Origin of the sequence: Aurantimonas sp. HBX-1 (genome assembly GCF_021391535.1) — a bacterium.
GTDB lineage: Bacteria > Pseudomonadota > Alphaproteobacteria > Rhizobiales > Rhizobiaceae > Aurantimonas.
Window position 1 is genome coordinate 2866818 of record NZ_CP090066.1, and the last position, 17184, is coordinate 2884001.

The window sequence follows — 17184 nt, forward strand, 5'->3', positions numbered from 1 at the left end:
CCCGGCGAGCGGCCGGCACAACAGAGGCAGACGCATGACGGCCAAACGACTGGTGCTGAAGAACCTGCGCCTCAGCGTCATGGACAACTCGTCCGCCTATGCCTACTCCATCACCATCACCGGCAGCTACGCGCTGCTCGCGACGATCGCGACGCCGGGCCCGCTGGAGATCTTCGCCGCGGCCGGCGGCGCGGTCTGCGCGTTCATGGTCGCGGAACTGCTGACGCTGCTGCTGCTTCGCGAGGACCCGCAACGCTCCGACACGGTCAAGCTGCTCGGACGGATGCTCAACCTGCTGTCGGTCGGCTGCGCGATGGGAGTGGCCTATTTCCTGGGCCTGCTGCTCGACGGGCCGTTCGGCTGGCTGATCGCCGGCTTCGCGGCGAGCCTGGTCTTCATCGTCCTGGAAGGGCTGGAACTCGCGCTGGCCGAGGCGAAGGAGAAGGGCGTCTGACGGTGGCAGTTGCGCTCAAGCGTGCTGCCGGTTCCGCCGATTCACGGCCGAGGCGACAGCCCAGGCAGGCAAATCGTGGCAGCCGGAGCCAATTCTTCTCCGGGATGCTCCGCAGCCTGCCGGGTGCCGCCACCGCTGGCCCTTCCGTCTGCGCCGCCGTCAGCCCGCCGTGATGTTGAACGGGTTCGGATCGAAGCCGAAATGGTCCAGGAGCGGTTCGATCGCCCCTTCCGGCCTGAGGAACATCCACACGGCGTTCTCCAGCCCGCCGCCGGACGCGGTGACGGACCAGAATTTCGCGTCCCGGCCGCCGAGACCCGGGCCGGTGCCCGTCTCGACCAGATGCTCGGTGTAGACGTCCCGCCGCGGCACGAAATAGATCGGCGTTTCGCTGAGGCCGTGAACGAGAAGCGCGTCCCGGCTCGCGGCGATGACGGCGTCGTGGCGCTGGATCACGACGGGGCGCAGCTCGCGCTCGATGCGGAGCGCGGCGGTCGACCCCTGCGGGGTAGTTGCGGGTAGCTCGTCCATGTGAGTCTCCAATGGTTGGGTCGTAAGGGGGCTGCCTGCCGCGGGTCCGCCGCCGGGCGGTGACCGGCTTCGGCCAAGGCCCGCTGGCCCGACGCGGCCGCGGCGGACCACCGTCCCCGCGGCCGAACGCTTACGGGGATTCCCCGAGCGTCTCGTCGGCGGTGTCGTCCGGATCCTCGCCGTCCCGCCGGGCGTCCTTGTCGACCGCCAGCGCCGCGCCCTCGATGTGGCCGCTGTCGCCCTCGCCGTCCGTCACGGGGTCATGGCGCTCGACCGAGGCCGGCCGGTCGTCGCCGGGCTGCGCCGGAATGTCGCCGATACCGCCGCCACCGCTGGCGTCGTCGAGCTTGTCGTTGGTCCTGGACATGATGGAATCTCCTTGTGCTGAGTAGGAGAAAGCTCCCGGAGCGGCCGATGTTCCTGCCGTCGTCCGAGAGAAGCCGCGTGGTCCCGGCACGGCCGGACCCGTGGGAGGCCGAGGGCGGAGGAGACGCCGGACGGGCCGGCGGCGTCTATGCGCGCCCTCGCGGCGCTCGAGCCGAGCCTGATCATCGCGGGCCAGGGCCGGCAACGCCGGGACCGCAGATACTGGCGGTCCTGCATCGCCTCGCCGACGGCTTCGAGGCGATCGCCCTGCCCCCGGCTGAGTGCGACGCGCCCCCCGGAACGGAAGGGCCGGCTTCGGCCTTCCTGTGCACAACAATCAAGGAGAACCCCATGGTCACCACCGTCGGAACCGAAAACACCTTCGAGAAGCTCGTCGAGAACCTTCTCATCCTCGAGCACGATGCCATCGCGGCCTACGAGTCGACGATCGAGAAGCTCGACGACGCGGCCTCGAAGGCGAGGATCGCCGAGTTCAAGGCCGATCACGAAAGCCACGTCGCGGAACTGACCCGCATGGCAGGCGCCATCGGAACGGCCGCCCCCCAGGAAGGCGACCTCAAGCAGTACCTCACCACCGGCAAGATCGCGCTGGCCTCGCTCGTCGGCGACAAGACCATCCTCAAGGCGATGTCGACCAACGAGGTCGAGACCAAGATGGCCTACGACCACGCGGCGAAGAACGACGTCGCGACGCCGGACGCCCGCACCTTCTTCCAGAAGGCGTACGCCGACGAGACCCGGCACAAGGCGTGGATGGACGCGGCCGCAGCGGCCTGAGCCTCAAAACCCGCCGGCAGCGCCGGCGGGTTTCTTCCTCACGGGCGACGCTCGAAGCCTAGGGTCCGCCTGCGACCGAACCCATCACGACCATCACCAGATCATCGAGATCGACCGGGCCGTTGATCGTCACCTTGTCGTCGCTCGCCTCGATCTTGAGTCTCGAGCCGCTGTTTTCGGCCTGACGCCGCAACTCCTGGAGGATGGCTTCGCGGATGGTGCTCTCGACGGTCATCGCTTCGACTCCTTCGCCTGACCCTCGTCGGGATAATGCAGCCCTCCCGCCGATGTCTCGTCGACATCCTCCTCTGCCGCGGCGTCTTCTGTGGGGGTGGGCGCATCTTCGCCGCTCCCCGGGCCTTTGGCCGGAGGTGCTGGGGTCCGGCCGTCTCCGGCACCTTCGCGATGGGTGTTCGACATGTTCTTCTCTCCTCCCGTGGAACAGGAGAAACGCCGCAGACCGCGCAGGCGGTTCCGCGACGACCGCTTCCCGGCAACGTGGCCGGATGACCATCTCGCGGTTGAACGCCGACGGACGGCACGGTAGGCCGGCAGAATGTCGAGCGCGATGAGGCCGTGGCTTTGCATGGCCGCCGCCCGATACACCGAAGCCGCAAGCATGACGAGGACGAATTGAGCACCGAGGCAACGCGAGAGACGATGCAGGCAGCCGTGGTCACCGGACCCGGGCGCATCGAAATCCAGACGGTGGCGCGCCCGCTTCCGGCAGCAGGGCAGGTGCGGGTCCGCCTGGAAGGCTGCGGCGTCTGCGCGTCCAACCTGACGCCCTGGGCGGGGCCGGAGTGGATGGAATTCCCGACCGCCCCCGGCGGGCTGGGGCACGAAGGCTGGGGCGTCGTCGACGCAGTCGGGGAGGACGTCACCGGCGTGGCGGTGGGCGATCGGGTCTCGGCCCTCTTCTACAACAGCTACGCCGGCTACGATGTAGGCCCCGCGAGTTCGGTGGTGCGGCTGCCGGCGGAACTCGATCGGCAGCCGCTTCCCGGCGAACCGCTCGGCTGCGCGATGAACATCTTCCGCCGCAGCGACATCCAGGCGGGCCAGACGGTGGCCATCGTCGGCATCGGGTTCCTGGGCGCGATCCTGACCCGCCTCGCCGCCGCGGCGGGGGCCCGCGTGATCGCGATCTCGCGCCGCCCCTATGCGCTGGAGATGGCGCGGCGCATGGGCGCCGCCGAGACGATCCCCATGCTGGATCACTACCAGATCATCGAGCAGGTCCGGGAGCTGACCGGCGGCGCCATGTGCGAGCGGGTCATCGAGGCGGTCGGCAAGCAGTGGCCGCTCGATCTCGCAGGGGAACTCACCGCCGAGCGGGGGCGTCTGGTCATCGCCGGCTACCATCAGGACGGACCGCGCCAGGTCAACATGCAGTCGTGGAACTGGCGCGGCCTCGACGTCATCAATGCGCACGAGCGCGACCCGAACGTCTATGTCGATGGCATCCGGGCGGCGGTGGAGGCGTTGACCAGCGGCCGTCTCGATCCTCGCCCGCTGTACACGCACAGCTTTCCGCTGCATCGCCTCGACGAAGCCCTGAACATGACCCGCGATCGCCCGGACGGCTTCATGAAGGCGCTGGTGACGATGTAGCGTCAGCCGCCGCGGCGGCGCGCCCACCCGATACGGTTGCCGGCGGACGCGATACCCCTCCCCCGGCTATTCCGGCTTCGCGCGGGCACATCCGGCCGCAGCCGGTGCGTCCCAGTATGTCCGGTGAATCGGTAGCCTGCTGCCGACCTTTCCCAAGCAGCGTCTTCCCCTGCTGCTGCTGCTGCCTAGTTCATTGACCACCATTGTGCAGTTCCAGACCGCGGTTCCTCGGCGCAGAAGCCAGGGCCGCGGGCGTAAATTTTGTGAGTTGCAGGGAAGCCTGATGAGAATTGCTACATTCCAGCACGTTGTCCTCCCGCAGGCCGGTGGTGGGCGGCAATGAACCTTCGCATTCCGGATATCGAGGCAGAAACGATCTCTGCCGAACCCCGCAGAAACAGCCTTCCCACTCCGCGGATCACGATGATCGGTGCGGGCTACGTCGGCCTCGTCACGGGTACCTGCCTCGCCAAGCTCGGTTTCGACGTGCTCTGCCTGGATACCGACGCCGAGCGGGTGGCGGCGCTGAAGGGCGGCAGGAGCCCGATCTACGAACCCGGCCTCGATGCGCTGATGGAAAAGCAGGTCGCCGAGGGCCGCCTGCGATTTGACCGGTTCGAGCCGAAGGGCGTCGCCCGGGCCGACTTCGTCTTTCTGGCGGTCGGCACACCGTCCCTGCCCGGCAGCGACGAGGCCGACCTCTCGCAGATATTCGACGCCACGCGCATGGTGGCCCCGCAATTGCGGCCCGGCGCCTGCCTGGTGGTGAAGTCCACCGTGCCGGCCGGGACCAACAGCGCCATCAGGGCCATCGTTTCGGACCGCCGCCCGGAATTGGCCTTTTCGGTGGTCTCGAATCCGGAGTTCCTGCGTGAGGGCCGGGCCGTGGAAGATTTCCTGCGACCCGACCGGATCGTCGTCGGCTGTCACGACGCCGCCGGCCGCGCCGGCATGGAAAGGATCTATCGGAGCTTCATGGAACAGAGCGTGCCGGTCGTGTTCACCACGCCGGAAAACGCCGAACTGATAAAATACGCCGCCAACGCCTTCCTGGCGATGAAGGTCGCCTTCGCCAACGAGGTCTCCGACCTCTGCGAGGCGACCGGCGGAGACGTCCGGGACGTGGTGCGCGGCATCGGCCTCGACGCGAGGATCGGCCCGAGTTTCCTCCAGCCCGGCCCCGGCTTCGGCGGCTCGTGCTTCCCGAAGGACACGCGCGCCTTCGTCGATATTGGCCGCAGGCTGGGCCGACCCCAGCGGCTCGTCGAGGCCGTGGTCGCAATCAACGAAGACCGCAAGGAGAGCCTCGCCTCCCGCGTATCCGAGGCCTTGGGTTCCTGCGCCGGCAAGACGATCGCCATACTGGGTGTCGCCTTCAAGCCCGACACCGACGACCTGCGCGAGGCGCCAGCTCTGCGGCTGATCCCCGCGCTGGTCGAGGCCGGCGCGGCGGTCCGCTTCTACGACCCGCAGGTGGATGCCGATGGCGTCTCCGAACTGGAAGGGGCCGATCAGGCCCCGTCGCTGGCGGCGGCACTGGAAGGCGCGGACGCTGCCGTCCTGGTGACGGAGTGGGCCGAGTTCCGCATGCTCGACCTCGTCTCGGCGCGGCGCCGCATGAGCGGCGCGACCTTCATCGATTTCCGCAATGTCTACTCCCGCGAAGCGATGGATGAGGCCGGCTTCCTCTACCATCCGATCGGCTCCGCTCCCCTCCGCGACGACGCGCGGTCCCCGGAGCAGGCCGGTTCGGGCCGGCGGCAACGCCAGGCGGTCGGAGACGGCCAAGTGGCGGTGGGCTGAGGAGGCAATCGGGTCCGGGCGGTTCCCTCGTGGGACATCCGCACCAGTTGACCCGCCTATCCGCCATCGAACGTCCCGCACGGACGCCAACAGTACAGAGGAGTAACGCTTGTCTCGCTTTCTCGTCACCGGCGGTGCCGGCTTCATCGGACGTCAGGTCTGCAAGGAACTTCTCGATCACGGCCACGAGGTGCGGGTTCTCGATGCCCTGATCGACCAGGTGCATGGGGCCGGGCAGCCGGTGGATCTGGACGGCGTGGAGATCCGCAAGGGCGACATCCGCGATGCCCAGACCGTGCGGGCCGCCCTCTCGGGCGTCGACGGCGTCGTTCACCTGGCGGCGGAAGTCGGCGTCGGCCAGAGCATGTACGAGATCGAGCGCTACGTCAGCACCAACGACGTCGGCACGGCGGTGCTGCTTCAGGAACTGATCGAGCAGCCCGTCGGCCGCATCGTCGTCGCCTCGTCCATGAGCGTCTATGGCGAAGGGCGCTACAAGACCGCTTCCGGCGAGGTCATCGACAACGCCCGCCGGGACCCCGCGGCCATCGCGGCGGGGCGCTGGGATGTGCTCGGGCCGGACGGCGACGTGCTGCGTCCGGTCGCCACCGACGAGACGAAGCCGGTGGATCTCGCCTCGATCTACGCGCTGACGAAGTATTTCCAGGAACAGGCGGTGCTGATCTTCGCCAACGCCTACAAGGTGGACGCGGTGGCGTTGCGCCTGTTCAACGTGTTCGGCCCGGGACAGGCGCTGTCCAATCCCTATACCGGCGTCCTCGCCAATTTCTCCTCCCGCATCGCCAAGGGACAGGCCCCGACGATCTTCGAGGACGGGCTGCAGCGGCGTGATTTCGTGCATGTGCGCGACGTCGCCCGGGCTTTCCGCCTGGCGCTCGAGCGGCCCGAGGCGAAGGGCCAGACGATCAATATCGGCAGCGGCCGGTCCTACTCGGTCACCGACGTCGCGCGCATGGTGGCGCAGGCGATGAACAGCCCGGTCGAGCCCGAGATCATGATGAAGGCCCGCTCGGGCGACATCCGCAACTGCTTCTCCGACATCTCCAAGGCGCGGGCGCTGCTCGGCTTCGAGCCGCGCCATTCGCTGGAGGATTCGCTCGGCGAACTCGCCGCGTGGGTGGCGCAGCAGGAAGTCACCGATCGTAACGACGAAATGCGCAAGCACCTCGAAGCACGAGGCCTCGTGGCATGAAGGCGGGATCCGCGGGTCAGGACAAGCCCTACGGCTTTGCCGAGTGGTTCCGCCCCGGCGAGCACGAGCGCACGCTGAGCGCGCTGGACGCGATGGAGCGCGCCGGCGCGCGCTTCCTGCGCACCCATCTCTCCTGGGCCGAGTATCATCAGCCGGAAGGGCCCGCCTGGTACGACTGGCTGATCCCGAAGATCGCGGAGCGTTTCGAGCTTCTGCCCTGCGTCCACTACACGCCGCCGTCCCTGTCGCGCACCGGCACGTCCGCGGGCGCCCCCTTCCGCCTCTTGGACTATGCCGACTTCATCGACCACGTCCTGACGCGATACGGCGCGCATTTCACCGCCGTCGAGCTGTGGAACGAGCCGAACAACCTCCTCGACTGGGACTGGCGCGAGGACACCGACTGGGCCCTATTCTGCGAGATGGTCGGCGCCGCCGCGCACTGGGCGCAGGAACGCGGCTACAAGACCGTGCTCGGCGGCCTCAGCCCCTTCGATGCCAACTGGCTGCACCTGATGGGCGAGCGCGGCCTCTTGGCGAAGATGGACGTCGTGGGCCTGCACGGCTTTCCGGGCACCTGGGACAGCGAGAACAGCACCTGGAACGGCTGGGACGACCTGATCGGCCAGACGCGTTCCGTTCTCGACCGGTACGCTCCGGCCGCCGAAATCTGGATCACTGAAGCCGGCTACGCCACCTGGCGGCACGACGGAGCGACGCAGGCGGAGAGTTTCCTCCAGGCGCTGGGCGCCCCGGCGGAACGTCTTTACTGGTATGGCTGGCAGGACATCCAGCGCGACGTCGCGGTGCAGGAAGGCCTGCGCTTCGACGACCGGCATTATCACATGGGCGTCGTCGACGCGGCGGGCCGGCCCAAGCTCCTGGGGCGCCTCCTCTCGCAGGGCGGGGTTCCGGCCGTACGCGAGACGATGGCGCTCGCCGCCCCGCATCTGCGGCAGGGGGCCGCGCCGATCGTGGTCACTGGCGGCGCGGGGTTCATCGGCTGCAACATCGCCGAGAGCTTCCTTGCCGAAGGCCGCGACGTCGTCGTCATCGACAATCTCAGCCGGCCCGGCGTCGAGCGCAATCTGGCGTGGCTGAGGGATCGCCATGGCCCGCTCGTGCACTGGCAGCCCCACGACATGCGTGACGAGCAGCGCCTCATCGACGTCGTCCAGGACGCCGCCGCGGTGTTCCATCTGGCTGCCCAGGTCGCGGTCACCACCAGCCTCGAACAGCCGATGGCGGATTTCGAGGTGAACGCGCGCGGCACGCTGAACGTGCTGGAAGCCGTCCGGCGCTCGGGGCGCAAGACCCCGGTGATCTTCGCGTCGACCAACAAGGTCTACGGCAATCTTGCCGATCTCGCGATGAAGGAGGAGGCCGATCGCTACGCGCCGGCCGACAACGACATCGCCGCTCACGGCGTGAGCGAGGCGAGACGGCTGGACTTCTGCACGCCCTATGGCTGCTCGAAGGGCGTCGCGGACCAGTACGTGCTGGACTACGCGAAATCCTACGGCCTTCCGACCGCGGTGCTGCGGATGAGCTGCATCTACGGTCCCCGCCAGTTCGGCACCGAAGACCAGGGGTGGGTCGCCCATTTCCTGATCCGGGCGCTGCGCGACGAGGGGCTGACCATCTATGGCGACGGCAAGCAGGTGCGTGACATCTTGCACGTGGCCGATGCCGTGGCCGCCTACCGGGCGCTGCTGGCGAACATCGACACGGTGCAGGGCCGCGCCTTCAATCTCGGCGGCGGCCCCGACAATGCGGTCAGCCTCAGGACCGTCCTCGCGGTGATCTCGGACCTCGTCGGAGGCGATCTGGCCATCCGCTACAGCGACACGCGCCAGGGCGACCAGACATACTTCGTCGCCGACACGAGGCAATTGACCGAGACAGTGGGCTGGCGGGCGAAGATCGGCTGGCAGGAAGGTCTGCGCGATCTGCATGCCTGGCTGAGCAGCCCGGAAGGCCCGCTGGAAGATGACCGGCTGGCATCCCTGCGGGCGGCGCCGGTCCTGCTTGCCCAGGACCGGCGGAGGCTGTCGGCGTGAGCCGCGCTCAGCCGCGCCATGTGCTGATGACGACCGATGCCGTCGGCGGCGTCTGGCGCTATTCGGTCGATCTGGCCGCAGCCCTGAACGCTGTCGGGACACGCGTGCTTCTCGTGAACATCGGCCCCCGGCCGTCCGAGTCCCAGCAGCACGAGGTCGCCGCGCTGGAGCGGACGCGGCTGATGGTTCTCGACGAGAAGCTGGACTGGATCGCGGCGGGGCCGGAGGAGCTCGCCGCGATCCCCGGACGCCTCGGCCAGCTGGCCGACGCGGAGGGCGTTGACCTTCTGCACCTGAACCTGCCCAGCCAGGCCGCCGGACTGCAGACCAGCCTTCCGGTCGTCGCCGTATCGCATTCCTGCGTCGCCACCTGGTGGGATGCCATGCGAGGCGGCGCGCTTCCGCCGGAGTGGCGGTGGCTGTTCGACATGAACCGCGAGGGACTGCAGCGGGCTGATGGCGTACTCGCGCCGACGCAGGCGCATGCCGATGCCTTGAAGCGCGTCTACGGCACCGCGGGGAAGCTGGCGATCGTCCCCAACGCCGTCGAGAGCACGACCTGGCAGAAGCAGGAAGCGCGGGAGCCCTTCGTGCTCGCGGCGGCGCGCTGGTGGGACGAGGGCAAGAACGCCGCCCTGCTCGACCATCTGGGCGAGCGCGCCGCCTGGCCGGTCCGCGCCGCCGGCTCCTGCCACGGCGGCAACGGCCAGAGCTTCGCCTTCCGCCACGTGGAGGAGCTAGGCTCCCTGCCGAGCGCCGGGATACGGCGATTGATGGCCCGCGCCGCGATCTTCGTCTCCCCCTCGCTCTACGAGCCGTTCGGGCTTGCGGCGCTGGAGGCGGCGGAGACCGGGGCGGCATTGGTGATGGCCGACATCCCGACCTATCGCGAGATCTGGCAGGACGCCGCGCTCTTCGCCGATCCCCGCGATCCCTCTGCCTTCGCCGACGCCGTGAATGCGCTGATTGCCGACCCGGAGCGGCGCGATGCGCTCGGCCGCGCGGCCCATGTCCGCGCGGGGCAGTTCACCCCGAAGCGGCAGATGCAGGCGCTGCAGGCGGCCTATGGCCGCCTCGCCCCGGCACGGGCCGCCGCCGAACCCTTGCATGCGAGCTGAACCGATGCGTTTCGTCTTCTACACCCACTCTCTTGTCTCGGACTGGAACCACGGCAACGCCCATTTCCTGCGTGGCATCATGCGCGAACTGGTGGCGCGGGGGCACGACGCCGTGGCGCTCGAGCCGGAGGACAGCTGGAGCCGCACCAATCTCGCCGAGCAGCAGGGGGAAGCCAACGTGGAGCGCTTCGGGCGCGACTTTCCCGAGCTCGCCAGCCGGATCTACGGCGAGGACTTCGACCATGCGGCGGCGCTCGCCGAGGCCGACGTCGTGGTGGTGCACGAATGGACCGACCCGGCGCTCGTCGCCGAGATCGGGCGCCTGCGCCGCGACGGCGGCCGTTTCACGCTGCTCTTCCACGACACGCATCACCGGGCGGTTTCCGATCACCGCGCCATCGCCGGCATGGCGCTGGAGGATTACGACGCCGTGCTGGCCTTCGGCGAGACGCTGCGCCGCCGCTACGAAGCCGACGGCTGGGGCCGCCGCGTCTTCACCTGGCACGAGGCGGCGGACGATCGCCTGTTCAGGCCGATCCCGGCGGAGCCGACGGGCGATCTGGTCTGGATCGGCAACTGGGGCGACGGCGAGCGGACGAAGGAGATCGGCGAGTTCCTGATCGAGCCGGCGCGCAGGCTCGGCCTGTCGGGCGTCGTCCACGGGGTGCGCTATCCCGCCGAAGGCGTCGAGGCGCTGGGGGATGCCGGGCTCGACTATCGCGGCTGGATCGCCAACGCCGAGGTTCCGGCGGCCTTCTCCCGGCATCGCTTCACCATGCACATTCCGCGCCGGCCCTATGTCGAGGCGCTGCCCGGCATCCCGACGATCCGCGTGTTCGAGGCGCTGGCCTGCGGGATTCCGCTGATCTCGGCGCCATGGCGCGACGAGGAGAACCTCTTCTGCACCGGCAGCGACTATCTGGTGGCCGCGGACGGTGCCGAGATGACGTCGCGGATCCGCGACGTGCTGAACGATCCCGACCTCGCCGCCGCGCTCGCCGCCTCGGGCCTCGAGACCATCCGGGCGCGGCATACGTGCCGGCACCGCGTGGACGAACTTTTCACGATCCTGTCCGGCCTCGACGGGACGAAAGACATCGCAAGGGAGGCCGCGCAGTGAAGATCGCGTTCTACGGTTCCAGCATTCTCTCCTCCTACTGGAACGGCGCCGCCACCTATTACCGGGGGCTGCTACGGGCCCTGGCCTCGCACGGCCACGACATCACCTTCTACGAGCCTGACGCCTATGGCCGGCAGGAGAACCGCGACATCGATCCGCCGGACTGGTGCAGGGTCGTGGTCTATCAGGCGACGCCCGAAGCAGCGGGGGCCGCGGCCGCCGAAGCCGCGGGCGCCGACGTGGTGGTGAAGGCGAGCGGCGTCGGCTACGAGGACGACTGGCTGCTGGGCGCGGTTCTCGACGCGGCGCAGCCGCGGGCGGTGAAGATCTTCTGGGACGTCGACGCCCCGGCGACGCTGGCGGAACTCAACGCCGATCCCGACCATCCCACCCGCGCGGCCCTCGCCCGGCTGGACGCGGTGCTGACCTATGGCGGCGGGGACCCGGTGGTGGACGCCTACCGCCGTCTCGGCGCAGCCGAATGCGTCCCGATCTACAACGCGCTCGATCCCTCGACCCACCATCCCGTCGCGCCGAACGACCGCTTCGCGGCGGCGCTCGGCTTCCTCGGCAATCGCCTGCCCGACCGCGAGGCCCGCGTCGAAGAGTTCTTCCTGGAGCCGGCGATGCGGCTGCCGGAGGCGACGTTCCTGCTCGGCGGGTCGGGATGGGGCGACCGGGCCCTGCCCGCCAACGTGCGCCATATCGGCCATGTGGGAACGCGCGACCACAATGCCTTCAACGTCACGCCGAAGGCGGTCCTCAACATCAACCGCACCTCCATGGCCGAGACCGGGTTTTCGCCGCCGACGCGCGTCTTCGAGGCGGCCGGCGCAGGGGCCTGCCTGATCACCGACGAGTGGCCCGGCATCGACCAATTCCTGAAGCCGGGCGAGGAAGTGCTGGTCGCCCGGGACGGGCGTGACGTGGTCGATCTGATGGCGGGGCTGGGCGACGAGCGGGCGGCACGCATCGGCCAGGCGGCGCTCGCCCGCGTGCTCAAGGACCACACCTATGAACAGCGCGCGGTGCTCGTGGACGCGCTGCTGCACCGTCATGCGGCGGGCCTCCGCGAGAGGGCGCGGGCATGAGGCCGCCCTTCGACATCGTCGTGGTCGGCCTGACCCTCTCCTCTTCCTGGGGCAACGGCCACGCCACCACCTTCCGCTCGCTCTTGAAGGGCCTCGACGCGCTCGGGATCCGCATTCTCTTCCTGGAGCGGGACAAGCCCTGGTATGCGGCTCACCGCGATCTGCCGGATCCTGACTTCTGCACGCTGGAATTCTACGACGAGGTCGAGGAACTCGCGGACCGTTACGGCGACGACCTCGCCGGCGCCGGGGCGGTGCTGGTCGGCTCCTACGTCCCCGACGGCAAGGCGGTCATCGACAGCCTGTTCCGGATAGCGCCCGGCCGCGTCAGCTTCTACGACATCGACACGCCGTTGACGCTCGCCAGGCTGGAACGGGGCGACGAGGAATATCTGGCGGCCGCGCAGATCCCCGGCTTTCATACCTATTTCTCCTTCACCGGCGGGCCTACCCTGTCGCGGCTGGAAAACCGGTTCGGCGCCGCCCGCGCGGTCGCCCTCTACTGCTCGGTGGAGCCGGAGCGCTACCGCCACACCGGTGCGGCGGCGTCCTGGGACCTCGGCTATCTCGGCACCTACAGCCCCGACCGCCAGCCGACCCTGGAACGGCTGCTGATCGAGCCGGCGCGCCGCCTTCCGCACAAGCGCTTCGTCGTCGCCGGCCCGCAGTACCCGTCCGACATCGCGTGGCCGGGCAATGTCGACCGCATCGATCATCTGCCCCCCGCGGAGCATGCCGACTTCTATTCACGACAGCGATTCACGCTGAACGTCACGCGGGCCGACATGATCGCCGCGGGCTGGTCGCCGAGCGTGCGCCTCTTCGAGGCGGCGGCGGTCGGAACGCCGATCGTCAGCGACGACTGGCAGGGCCTTAGCGAACTTCTTCCGGACGGCAAGGCGATCGTGATCGCCCACGGGCCCGAGGACGTGGTCGCCCTTCTGGCGGACGCGGACGAAAAGCGCACCCGCGAAATGGCACAGGCGGCGCGGAAGATCGTTCTGGAGAAGCATACGGGGATCGCGCGGGCGACGGAGCTGCTCGCCGCCCTCGACGGACTGGCGGTCGCCTCGCGATCCACGGCGCGAGCGGGCGCGGCATGACGGAGGTGGAATTGGACAGCACAAGCGCGCCGTTACGGCAGGCAGAACCGGAACCGCAGGGCATCGAGCAGAGCCGCCGATCCCCGCGAAGCGAAGCGAAGCGCGTTCTCGTCACCGGCGGCGCCGGTTTCCTCGGCTCGCATCTGTGCGAAGCGTTGCTCCGCCGCGGCCACCGCGTCACCTGTGTCGACAACCTGCAGACGGGTTCGACCGCGAACCTTTCGCGCTTCGGCGCCAGCAATCGCTTCACCTTCATCGAACGCGACATCTGCGAAGCGCTGCCGACGTCGCTGGAGGTGGACGAGATCTACAACCTGGCCTGCGCCGCCTCCCCGCCGCGCTACCAGGCAGACCCCGTGCATACGATGCTGACATGCGTCGTCGGCACGAACAACATCCTGGAGCTGGCCGAACGCTGCGGCGCGCGGCTCCTCCACGCATCCACCAGCGAGGTCTATGGCGACCCGCTGCAGCACCCGCAGACCGAGGCCTACTGGGGAAACGTCAACCCGACCGGCCCGCGCGCCTGCTACGACGAGGGCAAGCGTGCCGCCGAGACCCTGACCTTCGACTATCTGCGTGCCGGGCGCGTGGACGCCCGCGTGGTGCGGATCTTCAACACCTATGGGCCGCGCATGCAGCCGGACGACGGGCGCATCGTCTCCAATCTCATCTGCCAGGCCCTGGCCGGGGACGCGCTGACGCTCTACGGGACCGGCGAGCAGACGCGCTCCTTCTGCTACGTGACGGACCTCATCGCCGGCATCGTCGCGCTGATGGAGGTGGAGCCCAATCCGGAGCAGCCGGTCAATCTGGGCAATCCGGGCGAGTTCACCATCAGGGAACTGGCGGACCAGGTCATCCGGCTCACCGGGTCGCGATCACCGATCGTGCATCTCCCCCTGCCGCAGGACGATCCCCAGCGGCGCCGGCCGGACATCACGCTGGCACAGTCACTGCTGGGCTGGGAACCGAAGGTCACCCTCGTCGAGGGACTGGAACCGACGATCGCGTGGTTCGCCGACGCCGAGAACCGCGACGACCAGGGATGGACGGGCAGCCGCCCGAGCAGCCGGGCTGCCTATTCCTTCGCAGAGACGAATCTCTCGTAAGCGGCCGAAGCGGCGACGGCGCGCGAACGGGGTTCAGAAAGACATCGGCATGAGCAGAAACATGGTGCAAGACAATTTCGAACGCCGGATCCAGGCGCTGGCTCCGTGGTTCCACAACATGGAACTGGCCGGCATCCAGACGGCGCCCGAGCACTTTCTCGGAGACTACCCGACCTTCAAGTGGAACGGTTTTCGCCACCTCGTTCCGGCGGACATGCGCGGACGCCGGGTTCTCGACATCGGCTGCAATGCCGGCTTCTATTCGCTCGAGATGAAGCGTCGCGGCGCGGATCTCGTGGTCGGCATCGACTCCGATCCCCGCTATCTGGCGCAGGCGCGGCTGGCATCGGAGATTGCCGGTCTCGACATCGAGTTCGAGGAATTGTCGGTCTACGACGTCGGTCAGCTCGGCCAGAAGTTCGATTTCGTCATCTTCATGGGGGTCCTCTATCACCTGCGGCATCCGCTGCTGGCGCTGGACCTCATCTACGAGCACGTGGCGGAGAGCGACCTTCTCTTCCAGTCGATGCTGCGTGGCACGCGGCATGTAAGCCCTGTCCAGGCAGACTACGAGTTCGAGGACACGGCCCCTTTCGAGGACGACGGCTTCCCGCGGATGGCGTTCATCGAGCACAATTACGCAACTGATCCCACCAACTGGTGGGTGCCGAACCGGGCGGGCATGGAAGCGATGCTCCGCAGCGCCGGCTTCCGGATCGAGGCCGCCACCGATGACGAAGTCTATCTGTGCCGCCGCAGTCAGCGCCCTGTCATGGCCGATGCGCCGCCGCGCATCGCTGCCTCGTCCCCGACGACCGCGTAGTCCCGGCCATTGCTCGCGGTCGGGTTCCGGAAACGCCGCCGCAAGGCCGCTGCCGCTTGCCGGCGGACGCCGCATCGCCGTCGTCAGGTACCGACGACCGGTGCGTATTCGAAGCCGAAGATGCCGAACCAGTCGGTGATGAGACCGTAGAACAAAAGGGCCACCACGATGGCGCCGACCGCGATCGACACGGCCACCATCCGGTCCTGGTTTGTAAGCTTCATGACGTTTTCCTGATTCTCGTGTTTCCCGGCCCATCCGTTCCTCGCGACGGGGGCTCCAGAGCCAACCGTCGAATCGTGCCCCTGTTCCGATCTTTGTAGCGAACCACGCACTTCCGGGGCGGTCGGGGCCTGGCGCGGCCGGAACGGCGGGCTGGCGGCAGCGGTTTTGAGAGCGAGCCGATCCGGGGAGCCAGCCCATGCAACATCTCGATGACATTCTCGAACTGTCGCGGCAAAGCGCCCGGGGTCCGTTGTCGCCATGGTTCGACGTCCGGCTGCGCGAGCAGGTCACCGCCGGGCAGTTCCTGCCGCCGGCGGATCTGCATGCGGCGGGCGAGCGGCTGGTCCGGCAGCTCGCCGACTACCGGGAGCAGGCCGGCGTCTCGACCGCCGTGCTCGGGATGTCGGGCGGGGTGGACAGCGCGGTGACGGCAGCGCTGCTCAAGCGGGCGGGCTGGCGGGTGGTGGGCTACACGCTTCCCATCGAACAGAACCCGGCCGAAACCGAACGCGGCGCCGAAGCCTGCCGCGCCCTGGGGCTCGAGCACCTGCATCTCGACCTGTCGCGGCAATACCGGGATGTCGTGTCGGGCCTCGGATCGCTGGACGACGCCCTCACCGCTTCCGACACCGAGCCGCTGCGCACGCGGCGCGGCAATGTCCGCGCCCGGCTGCGCATGATCACGCTGTACGACCAGGCGCATCGCTGCGGCGGCGTGGTGGCGAGCACCGACAATTTCTCCGAACTCGGCGCGGGCTTCTGGACGCTGCATGGCGACGTCGGCGACCTCGCGCCGGTGCAGTCGCTGCTGAAGTCCTGGGAAATCCCGTGGATGGCGCGGGAATACGGCGTCCCCGAGAGCACCTGGCGCGCCAGTCCCACTGACGGGCTGGGGATCGGCGAAGGCGACGAGGCGCAGATCGGCGCGACATATCTCGAGTGGGACATCGCCGTCTTCGCGGTGGTCGAGGCGCTGCGGCAGGATCCGTCGCTGACGGCGCAGGCGATGCCCTCGGCGCTGGGTGCGGAAGACGATCCGGTCGCTGTCCGCTCCCTCGCCGCCGTGCTGCGGCGGCTGAAGACGACCTGGTTCAAGCGGGTGAACCCCGTCGTCCTCGAGCATCCGCGGGCGGACCGGCTGGGCCTGCTGGACCTGATCGACGACCGGCTGTTCCGCCCCGCCGTGCTGCGCGACGACCGTGCGCTCGCCTCGTTCTCCGGAGACATCGCAGTCCTCGGCCATCGGCTCGCCGACGCCCTTTCCGAGCGGGACATGCGCCTCGTCACCGCCGAATCCTGCACCGCCGGCCTACTCGGCGCCTGCGTCGCCGCCGCACCGGGAAGCTCGTCGGTCCTCGAAGGCTGCTTCGTCACCTACCGTCCGTCGATGAAGATCGACGCGCTCGGCGTTCCCGAGGATCTGATCCGGGAGCGGACGGTGTACGACCCGGACGTCGCCCGCGCGATGGCCGAGGGCGCGCTGCGGTGCGCCACGCGCGCGGGCCTGGCGATCGCCATCACCGGTGTCGCCGGGCCGGAGCCGGATCAGGGCAAGCCGGTGGGGCTGGTCTACATCGCCACGCTCCTCGAAGGCGAAAACGCGCAGGTGACCGAGTGCCACTTCGCCGGCCAGCCGAAGGAGATCGTCTCGGCCACGATCCGCAAGGCATTGCAGCTGGGCCTGGCGGCGCTGGCCTGAGCCACGGGCGCCAGGCCGGGCGGGCTCGGAGCTTCGCTACAAGGCCGGGGTGCC

General features: G+C 68.8%; 18 protein-coding genes. 13 read left to right on the plus strand and 5 right to left on the minus strand.

Annotated features, from left to right (window positions below; translation table 11 throughout):
* Positions 1-34 precede the first annotated feature (34 nt).
* A complete protein-coding gene (locus tag LXB15_RS13635) occupies positions 35-454 on the plus strand; it encodes a hypothetical protein (protein ID WP_233948970.1) in 420 nt (139 codons plus the stop codon).
* Between the two features lie 159 nt (positions 455-613).
* Here the strand turns inward: LXB15_RS13635 and LXB15_RS13640 are convergent, their stop codons facing one another.
* Positions 614-985 (minus strand): DUF427 domain-containing protein, encoded by a 372-nt coding sequence (locus LXB15_RS13640; protein WP_233948971.1) that lies wholly within the window; start codon positions 983-985, stop codon positions 614-616.
* Between the two features lie 130 nt (positions 986-1115).
* Positions 1116-1352, minus strand: coding sequence for a hypothetical protein (locus LXB15_RS13645; RefSeq protein WP_233948972.1), 237 nt, complete (start codon positions 1350-1352; stop codon positions 1116-1118).
* 350 nt (positions 1353-1702) lie between these two features.
* On the opposite strand from LXB15_RS13645, the gene LXB15_RS13650 reads away from it, so the two are divergent.
* Positions 1703-2149 carry a DUF2383 domain-containing protein gene (locus tag LXB15_RS13650; protein ID WP_233948973.1) on the plus strand — a complete coding sequence of 149 codons (447 nt, stop codon included), beginning with the start codon at positions 1703-1705 and terminating at the stop codon, positions 2147-2149.
* Positions 2150-2207: 58 nt separating this feature from the next.
* On the opposite strand, the gene LXB15_RS13655 is transcribed toward LXB15_RS13650, so the two are convergent.
* Both LXB15_RS13655 and LXB15_RS13660 read right to left on the minus strand, forming a co-directional pair.
* Entirely contained in the window at positions 2208-2384 is a 177-nt protein-coding gene (locus tag LXB15_RS13655; RefSeq protein WP_233948974.1) for a hypothetical protein, read from the minus strand.
* On the minus strand, positions 2381-2569 hold the full coding sequence (locus LXB15_RS13660) for a hypothetical protein (RefSeq protein ID WP_233948975.1): 189 nt from the start codon (positions 2567-2569) through the stop codon (positions 2381-2383). Before LXB15_RS13660 ends, LXB15_RS13655 begins: the two co-directional genes overlap by 4 nt.
* 240 nt (positions 2570-2809) lie before the next feature.
* Between LXB15_RS13660 and LXB15_RS13665 the strand changes: the two genes are divergently transcribed.
* From LXB15_RS13665 to LXB15_RS13710, 10 genes are all read left to right on the plus strand, one after another.
* Positions 2810-3763, plus strand: coding sequence for a zinc-binding dehydrogenase (locus tag LXB15_RS13665; RefSeq protein ID WP_233953171.1), 954 nt, complete (start codon positions 2810-2812; stop codon positions 3761-3763).
* Between the two features lie 423 nt (positions 3764-4186).
* A complete protein-coding gene (locus LXB15_RS13670; RefSeq protein WP_233948976.1) occupies positions 4187-5566 on the plus strand; it encodes a UDP-glucose/GDP-mannose dehydrogenase family protein in 1380 nt (459 codons plus the stop codon).
* Between the two features lie 109 nt (positions 5567-5675).
* The gene (locus LXB15_RS13675) at positions 5676-6779 is read left to right on the plus strand and encodes an NAD(P)-dependent oxidoreductase (RefSeq protein ID WP_233948977.1); all 1104 of its coding nucleotides are present in this window, start codon (positions 5676-5678) and stop codon (positions 6777-6779) included.
* Positions 6776-8839, plus strand: a complete 2064-nt coding sequence (locus LXB15_RS13680; RefSeq protein ID WP_233948978.1) for an NAD-dependent epimerase/dehydratase family protein — start codon at positions 6776-6778, stop codon at positions 8837-8839. Before LXB15_RS13675 ends, LXB15_RS13680 begins: the two co-directional genes overlap by 4 nt.
* Positions 8836-9957, plus strand: a complete 1122-nt coding sequence (locus LXB15_RS13685) for a glycosyltransferase family 4 protein (protein WP_233948979.1) — start codon at positions 8836-8838, stop codon at positions 9955-9957. The genes LXB15_RS13680 and LXB15_RS13685 overlap by 4 nt, the downstream gene beginning before the upstream one ends.
* Positions 9958-9961: 4 nt before the next feature.
* Positions 9962-11077, plus strand: coding sequence for a glycosyltransferase (locus tag LXB15_RS13690; protein WP_233953172.1), 1116 nt, complete (start codon positions 9962-9964; stop codon positions 11075-11077).
* Positions 11074-12168 (plus strand): glycosyltransferase, encoded by a 1095-nt coding sequence (locus LXB15_RS13695; RefSeq protein ID WP_233948980.1) that lies wholly within the window; start codon positions 11074-11076, stop codon positions 12166-12168. The genes LXB15_RS13690 and LXB15_RS13695 overlap by 4 nt, the downstream gene beginning before the upstream one ends.
* Positions 12165-13271: a glycosyltransferase gene (locus LXB15_RS13700; RefSeq protein WP_233948981.1), complete on the plus strand. Its 1107-nt coding sequence runs from the start codon at positions 12165-12167 to the stop codon at positions 13269-13271. The genes LXB15_RS13695 and LXB15_RS13700 overlap by 4 nt, the downstream gene beginning before the upstream one ends.
* Before the next feature lie 62 nt (positions 13272-13333).
* Positions 13334-14383, plus strand: a complete 1050-nt coding sequence (locus tag LXB15_RS13705; protein WP_233953173.1) for a UDP-glucuronic acid decarboxylase family protein — start codon at positions 13334-13336, stop codon at positions 14381-14383.
* A gap of 61 nt (positions 14384-14444) precedes the next feature.
* On the plus strand, positions 14445-15206 hold the full coding sequence (locus LXB15_RS13710) for a TIGR04290 family methyltransferase (RefSeq protein WP_370640232.1): 762 nt from the start codon (positions 14445-14447) through the stop codon (positions 15204-15206).
* Positions 15207-15289: 83 nt separating this feature from the next.
* Here the strand turns inward: LXB15_RS13710 and LXB15_RS13715 are convergent, their stop codons facing one another.
* Positions 15290-15430, minus strand: coding sequence for a hypothetical protein (locus LXB15_RS13715; protein ID WP_233948983.1), 141 nt, complete (start codon positions 15428-15430; stop codon positions 15290-15292).
* Between the two features lie 197 nt (positions 15431-15627).
* Here LXB15_RS13715 and nadE point away from each other — a divergent pair, with 197 nt between their 5' ends.
* A complete protein-coding gene (nadE, locus tag LXB15_RS13720; protein ID WP_233948984.1) occupies positions 15628-17130 on the plus strand; it encodes an NAD(+) synthase in 1503 nt (500 codons plus the stop codon).
* Positions 17131-17184 lie beyond the last annotated feature (54 nt).